Source organism: Streptomyces sp. NBC_00358 (genome assembly GCF_036099295.1).
Lineage (GTDB): Bacteria > Actinomycetota > Actinomycetes > Streptomycetales > Streptomycetaceae > Streptomyces.
The window spans coordinates 3,328,303-3,338,922 of record NZ_CP107976.1 but is presented as its reverse complement, the minus strand read 5'-3'; the positions used below and the strand labels follow the sequence as shown (position 1 = coordinate 3,338,922).

General features: G+C 63.0%; 4 protein-coding genes. 1 reads left to right on the top strand and 3 read right to left on the bottom strand.

Annotated elements, in window-relative coordinates; translation table 11 throughout:
• Nucleotides 1-121 precede the first annotated feature (121 nt).
• From OHT01_RS13800 to OHT01_RS13790, 3 genes are read right to left on the bottom strand one after another with little or no spacing between them, the layout of a single operon-like run.
• Nucleotides 122-5,167, bottom strand: a complete 5,046-nt coding sequence (locus tag OHT01_RS13800) for an FtsK/SpoIIIE domain-containing protein (RefSeq protein ID WP_328553442.1) — start codon at nucleotides 5,165-5,167, stop codon at nucleotides 122-124.
• Nucleotides 5,164-6,603 carry a hypothetical protein gene (locus OHT01_RS13795; RefSeq protein WP_328553441.1) on the bottom strand — a complete coding sequence of 480 codons (1,440 nt, stop codon included), beginning with the start codon at nucleotides 6,601-6,603 and terminating at the stop codon, nucleotides 5,164-5,166. The genes OHT01_RS13800 and OHT01_RS13795 overlap by 4 nt, the downstream gene beginning before the upstream one ends.
• The gene (locus tag OHT01_RS13790) at nucleotides 6,603-8,441 is read right to left on the bottom strand and encodes a hypothetical protein (RefSeq protein WP_328553440.1); all 1,839 of its coding nucleotides are present in this window, start codon (nucleotides 8,439-8,441) and stop codon (nucleotides 6,603-6,605) included. The genes OHT01_RS13795 and OHT01_RS13790 overlap by 1 nt, the downstream gene beginning before the upstream one ends.
• Nucleotides 8,442-8,932: 491 nt before the next feature.
• Here OHT01_RS13790 and OHT01_RS13785 point away from each other — a divergent pair, with 491 nt between their 5' ends.
• Nucleotides 8,933-10,078: a DNA cytosine methyltransferase gene (locus OHT01_RS13785; RefSeq protein ID WP_328553439.1), complete on the top strand. Its 1,146-nt coding sequence runs from the start codon at nucleotides 8,933-8,935 to the stop codon at nucleotides 10,076-10,078.
• The last annotated feature ends 542 nt before the right edge of the window (nucleotides 10,079-10,620 follow it).

Here is a 10,620-nt window from a genome sequence, read left to right as displayed (position 1 = left end):
GGTGGCTGTCGCCGGGGATTAGGCTCGCTGGCGTCTTTCATCATCCCCGTGACGGCCCCGGCTCCACCAGGTTATTCGCCTTGGACCGCAGCCCTTCGAACCTCGCCGAGACTGGGCCTCGTCAGCTCCCGTCGTAGGCAACCTGCACTCGTATGGTGCCCTTGGCAGTGTGCAGAAAGGCGTCGCCCTGTCCAGCCAGTGCCTCGGCTCCGGTTTCGTCCAGGATGATGCGGCTGTCGGTCGCGGTCTTGACCCGCAGGGCGAGTTGGGCGGGGAAGTTGGAGCGGATGGTCGTCGAGATAACGTCCGCGCTCGGGCGCTGCGTGGCGGCTATGACGTGGATGCCCGCAGCGCGGGCCTTCTGGGTGAGGCGCTTGAGCAGCACTTCGATTTTTTTCTTTTCCTCTGGATCGCTGGTGAGATCTGCGTACTCATCCAGGACGATGACGATCCACGGCTTTCGGAGTGCTTGGTCGACCTGGGCGTTGTACTCAACGAGCTTGCGCGTGCGGATTGATTTCATGTCTCTATAACGCACGGCCATCTCTTCGACGGTTTCCTCAAGAATCTCGATGGCGTCGGCGGCGTCCATCCCGATCATGCCGTCAAGGTGAGGGTCGTCCTCGAAGTCGACGAGTTCGGTGCCTTTCGGGTCGACAAGACGCAGCCGCAGGGCGCTCTTGTCGTACCGGACCAGGCCCTTGAGGATCGTGTCCAGAGCGACGGACTTTCCTGATCCGGTAGTACCTGCTACCAGCAAGTGTGGGGAGTCCGCAGAGGACAGGTCGATGGCGACCGGGTTGCCTTCGATGTCGCTGCCCAGCGGGGCGATGAGGCTCTCGGGGTCGGCCGGGCACCGCTGCCACAGTGCCTTGGCGTCGACCCCGTACTTCTCGTCGTCGATCTTGGGGATCTCGAAGAGCACGGAGCCGCGGTCGCTGCGGGTGCGGATGCTGAACCCGGAGGGCAGTGCCAGGGCCAGAAAGATCTCGTCGCGTCGGTTGGTTAGCTTGTCCACGGTGACCCCAGGGTCGGGGATGAACCGGAAGATGTAGAAGCCGGGCCCCTCCTGCCACTTGCCGTTCCCCGGAGCGGTAACTCCGACCTTGTGGCGATGGAAGACGTCGAGAACTTTGTTGTATCGGAGCCTCAGCTCCTCCTCGCCGAGCCCACCGCGGTGGCTATTCAGAGTGTCAGGATTGGCCTCTGCTGCGGTGTCACCGCCAACTACCTGGCTCGGTACGGTCGTTCGAGCAGTCGCTATGGCAACCTCGGCAGGTGCTGCCTGCTCTTCCTGGGTGAGGAGTTCGGAGGAACTGCCTGAGGTGGGTTTGATGACCGTGTAGGGGATCTTCGCGGGTTCACTTAGGTTCCAGGAGTCAACGAGGTGGTCGGCATCTGTTGGGTCCTGGTTGGCGCGCAGAGCGCCGATGAGGTTCAGCAGCTCGTGTTTGTTCAGCCTCACCAGGGTGTGCCTGCCGAAGGTGTTGACCGCCGGGGCCGGCTGGTCGTCCTCGGCCGAGATGGCCACGGCAACGCCGGAGACTTGACCGAGTTGAACATCCTCGGAGCGCAGGGCGTCTAGGACCTTCGCTTCGACCTGACGATGGTCGTCCTTGCCGATTGTGGTGCGCGCTGGAAGTTCTGCGGCTCGTAGGGCGTTTCCGCTTGTCTGAGCGATCGCGGCGGCCAGCTCGTCCAGCCAGAAGGGACGGTCGTGGCGAGCCTCGCCGTCCGAGCGGAACGCATCCTTGCACAGGTCGGTGGTTCGGTTGAGCTGCTCTTCCGCCGAGCCGACGTCGAAGGTCTGGCGGAACTTGGACTCGGCCACCAGGACATCCAGGCGAACGATGCCGTCGTTCTGGACCGTCAGTATGAATCGGCCCAGATCGGCACGGGTTTTGTGTCCGCGACCGAACCACCGGTGGTGCTCGTCGAAGCTGATCCAGGTGATGAGGCTCGTGCCCTGCTGAGGGATGGGAAACTGCTGGTCGATGACAAACCGCGTGGCCACAAGGCCGACGACTTCGTTGACCGTGGTGCCGATGCCGAGGGAGCGCAGCACGGCGCCAGGAGCCACGTTGCGGCCGACCTCGTAGATTCGCTTGGCGGTGCCTTCGGAGTCCTGCGGGGTGACGACGCCGATTTGCTCCAGGCGGCGTCGTAGTCGCTGGACGACGAACTGCTTGCCGGTCTGTGAGCTGACGATGAGGGTGTACGACTCGTTCTTGCCGACACTCGGCTTGACGAGGATGACGTCTGGGCGGTTGCGCAGGGCATCGATCTGCTCACGGCCAATGAAGCTGTCAAGGGTGACGACCCAGTGGGCCACGCTGTGCAGTTCGGCGAACAGATCCTGGTGCTGGTCGAATTGCACCTGCATCTCGAAATAGTCGATGCCGTCGACACTCTCCCGGGAGACCGGGGAACGGCGGTCGTAGCGCACGCATAGGGTGGACCAGGACTCAAGAGTCTCGTCGGCGGTTTCGGGCAACAGCGCTCTCACGACGTTCTCGCTGGTCTGAGCCAGGTTGTGTGAGGCCGGGTGCTTCCAGGGGTTGAAGGAGCCCGACAAGGATTCCTTCTTGGTGCTCTCCTTGATACTGGTCTGGGTGCCGAACAGTGCCGGAGCCAAGGCGAGGTCGATGGTGCCTTCCAGCCCCGACAGGTCTGTTGTCTGGTCGGGCTCCCATGCCTGCAGGATGAGTTGAACGTCGGGCAGGAAACTGTCCTCGGACATCTCCGCGCCGGAGAACTGCAGGTCGAAACCCTGGATGATCTCGTGATGGGTGGCCTGGGGAGCCAGGACCACCAGATCGACCTTCAGACGGGGATTCTTGGCCCGTACCTGCTTGGCCACACGCACGGGCAGGACAGGGTCGCCGTTGCGGTCCAAAAGCAGTACGCGTAGGCCGTCAAGCTTGTGAGGGTAAGTCGTCAGGTAGTCGGTGATGACGCGGACCATCTCGTCGATCGCGGCCTCGTCGACGCTGGAGAGCCATTCCTTGGACTCGTTGCCGCCGCGGCGGACCGGTGCGTACTCCTCGTGGCCGGCCGATTCCCGCATCGGGATGGCGATCGTGCCACGCGGCCCGACGAGGACCGCCGGCGTTCCGTGTGGGGAGATGCGGTCGATGGCGTCGAAGAAGAGGTCCTCGTTCTCCTGGTTGAGGCTCAGGCCTCCCTCATTGTTGAGGGCAATCTCAATGCTGTCGGAGGTCTCTGTGTAGTTCCTTGCCAGCCATCGCAGCTTCAACGGGTGGGTGGCCAGCATCATCATGCGGTGATTGGCCAGCTCGACGATGTCGGCCAGCACGACTGCCTCAAGGTCTGCATCCGGAGCGTTGTCGGGAACCAGGGTGGTGCGGGCTTCGCGGAGGATGTCTTCCCACTCGCGTACGTATTCGCCGATGTTCGTGGCATCGAGCCCTTCGGAGAATCGCTCGAAGTGCTTCCGCTTGAGGCGGTCCAGTCGGCCGGCGAAATGAGTTTCAGGGGCAGGCACCGGTTCGTCGGTCTGCCACTGCCGGGGGTCGTTGAACTTCTCGAGGAAGGTGTCGAAGGTCAGATTGCTGCCGTGGCCAGGGGAGGGTTGCCAGCTGTCGATGAGGGCTGCCAGGGCTATCTGTCCGGGGATGCCCATGGGGTCCCAGCGAAAGCGTCGCTGGGCGGCCCCGTCCATTTCGACCAGGAAGCGCAGCGGGGCCCACTCGATATTTAGATCGAACGGTTCTTGGGTTTCTTGGTTCTCCGGCAGGGACGGCTTGGTCACGTCCAGCAGGCAGCCTTGGACCTCCAGAGTCAGGCGGAGACTGGTCGATTCCTGGATGTCACGCAGGGTACGTGCGTACAGGAAGGCGAACAACCAGCGGCTCCACCGCCCGGCTTCCTGGTTTCCTTCAAGTCGGACGACGACGGAGCCTTCTTCTTCGTCGGAGAAGTAGGTCAACTCGCGCAGCAGGGCACGCAGTGGGTCCTGGACGAACTGAGAGTCTGGGAAGGCGAGCTTCTCAACTTTGCGGCGTGAACGCTTGGACAGCAGGTCGGCCAGCGGTTCAGCGCCGCTGGCGGGTACCTCGTCAAGGAAGCGCTGGGCGGATTCCTGGTCTCCGCGGTCAAGCGCTTCTTCGATCATCATCGCGTCGAAGTCATCGACTCGGTCCGCGGCGGTCCTCTCGATCTCCTGCTTGACCTGCTGGCCAAGGCCAATCTTCTTGGACTTTTGCTCGAAGACCTCGAGCCAAAGGGTCAGGTCCTGCCCGCTGCGCAGTTGACGACGATCCTGCAGGGCAGGCCCACGGTCGTCGAGATTGAGTACGAGGTCGCGCATGCGCGTTTTGACAGTCTCTGAGTCCGCACCGATGTGTTCTAGGGATTCCTCGCTGAACTCAGCCGTGGCAATGCGGTCTATTAGGTCGTCCGCGGTGATTTCCTTGCCAGTGGGCTGCTTGAAGGCGCTGACGCATACGTTTTTCTTGATCCGGGCGGGCAGTGCGGCAGGCTTGGCAAAGAGGCTCCGGTCCGGGAAGAGGCCAAGAGCGGGCAGGGCTGCAGAAATCTCGGTACAGACGGCGTCAGGTGTGTGGACCCGAGTTGCTACGACCCTCTGCGCCGTCTCGACGAGGAAGGCGGCCCAGCGGTGCAAGGACAGGGGATCTTCATCGGTGACGGCACGCCAGATCTCCGGCAGAGAGTCGGCCATCATGGCCGGAACTGTGCCGCTGCCACCCGCCTCCCGCCACACATCTGCCATGAACCTGTCGAATCCACGCTCGCTGGAGGTGTCATGGTGGTCGCCCAGGATCGGGGCGTCGTCAAGAGCGTTCATGGCCGCCAGGCCCTCTGCGTCCGGAGACTGCCCCCACTCGAACAGCAGCACCGCGGTGCCCTGCCCGGAATTTCGCCACTTGGTCAGCTGGTCTCCCCGATTCAGCAGGAACTCATCGGGTACGCCAGCGATCTGTTCGGACGTGCCTACCTTGACTACAACCTGAGGTTCCGGCGACTCGGACAGCTTCTGGGCCGTGCGACGGAGGGCCTCGGCCACGGTCGGCTGATCGAACCCACTGATACGCAGACCGACACGGGCCCCGCTGGTCTCAGTGACCTTGCGCAGTGCTTCATCGGCGATGAACCGGCCGAGCGCTCGGATGCTGCTGTCGGTCAACGGGGCTCCCCTCGTACCATGCTGGTTGCGTCTGAATACTGAGTGAGCAGACCGATAGCGGCCAGCTTCTCCCGGAAGGCCTTGCCGTTGTGTTCAAAGACCGACGAGTCGACCTCATGGGCCAACGGGCTCACAGCCGCGACCGTTTTCTCCGCCACTAGACCGTAGTTTTTGTACAGCAGCGCACAGAACTGGTCGAACTCCATCTCCGTGCCCTGCCGGATGGTGGCAGACACCAGGGCCTCAAGCATCGGCGGCTTCATGGTGAAGTGTCGGCGCCCGGCCGTCGCGTTCAGGGCTCCCACAGCGGCGAGGGTCTCACTGAAGAACGCTCGAGGCGATGCGAACGCGTTGCCGGTCTCCTTGGTGAATCGCTCGTAGCGGCCCTTCTTAGCCTCGTCGCCTTCGGCTTCGTTGATCATTTCTCGGGCCTGGGCGTTGATCGCGTTGGCGATGTCGTTGCGGAAGCTGGTGAGGTTCTTCTGCGACCCGCTGCGCAGCGGGGTTGCCTCGTTGCCGAAGTCCAGGAGGATTGACTCGCCATCGGTAAGGCCCAGCTTCCTGCGTGCGAGGCGAAGCTGGTGGCGGGCCAAGCAATAGGGGACCCAGTGCATGAGGCTCTCGGTGCGCTTGGCCCTGGGCGTCGTAGTCCGGGCGACGATGTTACGAGCCCCAATCCGCAGCAGGACAGGCCACGGGCTGAGGTCCTCGTAAAGAGCAATGTCTCTTTCTGAATCGTCTTCGTAGGGCTCTTCGTCGTAGTCGAAGTCGTGGGCGCTGAGTGCCTTGGCGAGGTTGCCAAGCGGGGTGCCGCTGTCCCGGACGAGGTCATCAAGGCCCTGTCGGGTCGCTGCCTTGCGGTCAGGATCAGAGTCGCTACGCAGGACCTTGTAGGCCCAGCCCCCAGGGCCGCGGAACAGATAGCGCTCGATGCTCGGAGCCTTCGCCTTGGCCTTGGCCGCGAGCTTCCTGGCCTGCTCCTTCTTCTTGGGGGTGGCGCCGCGCTGGACGATTGGTCGGTCGACTGCGTCGTAGTGGATGAGTTCACCGACGAACGGATAGATGTGCGCCCCGAACCAGCTGGGCTGACTGCGGCGCCCCGGGATTTCGACCAACAGGGACGAGAACAGGGCGTGGAGCGTCTCCAACGTCTCGGGAGAGTCCAGCTCGACCGCTTTGCTGAGTTCTTCGTCGCCTTCAGCGATGGGGGCCTTGGTTGCGATCCTCCGAGCCAGGTCGTGTGAGGTCCTTTTGTAGGCGACCCGGTCTCCGGCGTCCAGGAGTCCCGCGTGCTTCTCTGGGTCTTCCTGATGTGCCAGGTAGACGCCGCGGGCGATCGCGAGCATCTCCAGCGGGACGTAGAAGCCTCGGCCCTGCTGTTCAAGATTTACCCCGAAGAGACGGCGGATGACTTCTGACTTGGAACGATCAGCCATTAGGCCCGCACCGACCTGATCTTGTCGCCGACGTCGATCATGAGCTTTCTCATGACGTTGCCCACAAGTACCTGGATCTCGTCATCCTTGTTCAATGAGTCAGCCAGGTCTGCCAGAGACCCGCTCAGTCCGCGGATCTCGGCCTCGTGCTGGACCTCGCTACGCAGCCCTGCGGCCCACCGGGTCAGCAACTCGAAGCGCAGAAGATCCACTTCGACCGAAACTGCGCCCTGGCCAGGAGCGACGGCCGGGATCCGGATGAAGATGGAGCGGTTGAGCCACTCGACAGCATTCCGCATCCCCGGGATGTCCCCCGTTCGGCCTTCCTTCTGCCACTGGGTGACCTGGTCGACCACCTCGACGTTCTTGCTGGACACCCGTCGGGAGATCACGGCTGCGCGGGCGCGTTGGGCAAAGAAGGCGGGGTCGAGCACGAGGAAGTCAGGGTTGCTCCCGGCTCGGTGGATACCCTGGACGGCTTCCAAACCCTTGAGGAAACGGTCGCGCACCGTGGTGTCCGCCAGATCCCCCCTCTCGTTCTGGACAGTGACGAAGTCGTCGCCGGCCTGCAAGCCCATGCGGGCAAACCGGTCCTTGCTGTCGATGCTGTTGAAGAAGTCAGCACGTCGCAGGAACGTGTACAAGCCCCGCAGCTGTTCGGCCTGCTTCTGCGCGTCTCGGGTCGTCCGGGCCTTCTGTAGGTAGCTTTTGGGATCCCCGGGAGGAAACCGGCCGACTGTGTCCGGATCGAGACGGTCGTCAACCTGGCGACGAGAGACCTTGCCCGGGTCCAACTTGCGCAGCGTGAGGAATGCAGGAACACGACGACGCTGTTGCTGGGTCAACTGGTCACCGAAGAGCGCCTGATGGTACAGGTGGGGAGCTTGCCACAACCTGTTCGAGTGCGACCGCTGGTACTTGGCGTGGACGTTCTCACAGGACAGCCCACCAGTGATCATGTAGCTGGTCACCGAGAGCGCCTGACGAGTCGTGACGACGGCTCCGGCGCGCTCGGCGGCAGCAAACAGCTCTCGGATCGCTGCCCGGCGCTGAGGCCCGTGAGTGGCATCGTTCAACTCGTTGCGGTTGGCCAGAATCGGGCAGACCTCACGCGCATCACACGTCTCGCAGGGCTTCCATCGCGACCATTGCGGGGTCGTCCACTGCCTCAGAACCCAAGGGACGAACCCACCAGTGCGACTGTCGGCCGCTACGGACTGGTAGTTGAGGTTGATGACAGTGACTGCGCCATCGGGGTCGCTGACCTGCCCACGAGCAATGCCATCCGTGAGGGTCTTCCCCAAAATCTTGGCGCGCCCGGTGCCGCCGCTGTCGAGATTGTCGTCTTCGGCAACGCACTTACGCAGCTGGCCCTCGTTTGCACAGATGATCGCGACCCCCTCGTCCGGGGGGTCAAGCAGCTCCACGAGCTTGTGGGCGCCCGCCTGAAGGCTTAGCTCGCTGAGGTCCCTGAGGATGTACAGCGGGCGCCCGCTACGCGTCAGGGCAACGGGGCGGCCGGCGTCTCCGTCTTTGAGCAACTCGTTGAAAACTGTCCTTCGGACATCTGATGGGATTGTTTCGCCACCCATCCTCAGCTCGGCCAGAAGGTTCGCGCACAGGCTCGTCTTGCCGTGCCCGGCGTCCCCGGTGAGGACGATGGTCTTCGTGGTTGGTTGCTCAATGGCGGTCACCAGGTACTCCAGCGTCGCCACGGGGTACGGTGACTGCGTCCGGTCCGCCTGGTCCGCCTGCTCGTAGATCATCTCCGAGGCGTCGACATCAAACGGCTGGTAGCGACGTATTCGTTGGACGTGTTTGTTGACCTCTAGCGGCATGCTGCTGTCCTTCGTCGACCGAGCCGTGAGCGCTGCAAAAGTCTAACTGTCACCGCTCCTGACGATAGATCAAATGCCGTTTTAGGGCGCTGATGTGCGCCTGTCTCGTCAGCGCCTGACCGTGCCGGGGATCTTGGTCATCGTGCTTGGTGCTGAGGCGCGCGTTGCTACTGCGATCGCGTTTAGGACGTACGGGACGTAGGCCTCGTCGAGCCGCGGTAGCAGCGGCGGCGCACCTGATGGCCGTTGACGAGCTCGCTCAGGGCGCCCCTGATGCCGGAAGGTGAGGCGTGGAACCGTCTTGGTCGGCACGTCAGGCGACGCTGAGGTATCGGTCTACTCCGCGCGCTCATCCTTGATCGAGTACCATGACCGTTCGTTCCGCCGGTTCTAGAGGTAGTGCCAGATGGGGGTCACACGTGGGTGAGCGGTACCCCTTGCGCGCCAAGCGGCGACCGAAGTTTGAGGGAGGGGTCGGCTCCCTGCGAGTCGTGGACCTCTTCGCCGGCTGCGGTGGCCTCACTCTCGGTATCGCCCAGGCAGCCCACAAGCATGACGTCTCGCTCGATGTTCGCCTCGCAGTTGACTTCGAGGCAGCCCCTACCAAGGTTTTCAAGGTCAACTTTCCTGAGGCCAACGTCCAACAGGGAACCGTCGAGTCCTATTTTGACGGTGACCTTGGCGCCTCGTTGACCGCTCAAGAGGCCGAGACTCGCTCGATGGTGGGTGAGGTGGAGCTCCTGATCGGCGGGCCGCCATGCCAGGGGCACAGTAACCTCAATAACCATACCCGCCGCGATGATCCCAAGAACCGCCTGTACTTGCGTATGGCTCGCGCTGCAGAGGTTTTGCGCCCCAGTGTAGTCGTCATCGAAAACGTGCTGGCCGTTGTCAATGACAAGCAGCAGGTGGTCTCACGCGCCATCGTTCACCTCAAGAAGCTTGGATACGAAGTCGCCACCAGTCGTATCGACCTACTCAAGCTCGGCGTGGCCCAGACACGCAAGCGCCACATACTGCTGGCCGTCCGCGAAGACGCGCTGCCTTTCGGTTTCTCGGCTGCTGACCTGCTGCAGATCGAAGACCGCAATGCCACACCCCATGACCTGCGTTGGGCGATCGGCGACCTGCTCGACGTGCGACCGAAGTCATTCTTCGATGAAGCTGCCATACCCAACGCGGATAACCAGCGGCGTATGGAGTATCTCTTCAGGAACGACGAGCACAATCTGCCGAACGAAGAGCGCCCCGAGTGTCACCAGGGCAAGCACAACTACACCTCAATGTATGGCCGCCTGTGGTGGAACCGTCCGTCTCAGACCATTACCAGCGGCTTCGCAACGATGGGGCGCGGACGGTTTGTCCATCCTGGTGTCCCCCGATGTCTGACAGCCCACGAGGCCGCGCGTATCCAAGGCTTCCCGGACTATTTCAAGTTCGTCGACGAGAGGGCCAAGCCTCGCTACGAGCTGACTCGCACCGAGGTTCAGGTCATCATCGGCAATGCCGTCCCCCCACCCCTGACCGAGGCGCTGACCTCCATGCTCTTCGATGCTGAAGTTCTGCAGGTGAAGGACGACGTTTCCCGGCAGCTCGAGGACGACTTCGCTGCCTCTGCTGTTGACCTCGCCTGCTGAGCCTGCAGCGGGCTGACTCCATCCGAGGGCATTTTGGAGTAGGCGAACTGCCCGCTAGTGGCCTAGCACTTCCCTCACTGGGTTGGTGCGGCCTTTTCCGTTGCGCCTCGGTGATTGTCCCTTGGCTGCTCCTTGTGTTGCGGCCACCGATTAACGGTCGCGCCATGGGTTCGACGGAGTTTCAGTGGCCGAGTCGAGCGTTGGCCGACAGGGGCGGCGGTGGCGTCGGCCGGAGAGGTGGACCCCCGCTTTGGGGGCACGGGAGTACAGCAGGTGGCCTCCGGCTTCGTCGGCCGAGCTAGCAGTCGTGTATGCATCCGCTGGCCACCCCTATTGATCGCTGCTGACCCCTGCTTCTGGCACTGGCTATGGCACGGCGATCTCTCTGTACCGAAGCAACCTGGGTGGGACGGCCGGAACCTGCTCCGTTCCCCGTCTGAAACCTCAGCCGCCGACAGTCAGCCACGATGGCGGCTGAGCCGATCGACCACGCACGCGTATGCCTCGCTGCACCCCCACCCCCTCAGCCACGCTGCTGGCTC

What these genes read in the sequence shown, in the direction of transcription:
- OHT01_RS13795 (WP_328553441.1), bottom strand. Translation starts at nt 6,603, where the DNA reads ATGGCTGATCGTTCCAAGTCAGAAGTCATCCGCCGTCTCTTCGGGGTA.
- OHT01_RS13790 (WP_328553440.1), bottom strand. Translation starts at nt 8,441, where the DNA reads ATGCCGCTAGAGGTCAACAAACACGTCCAACGAATACGTCGCTACCAG.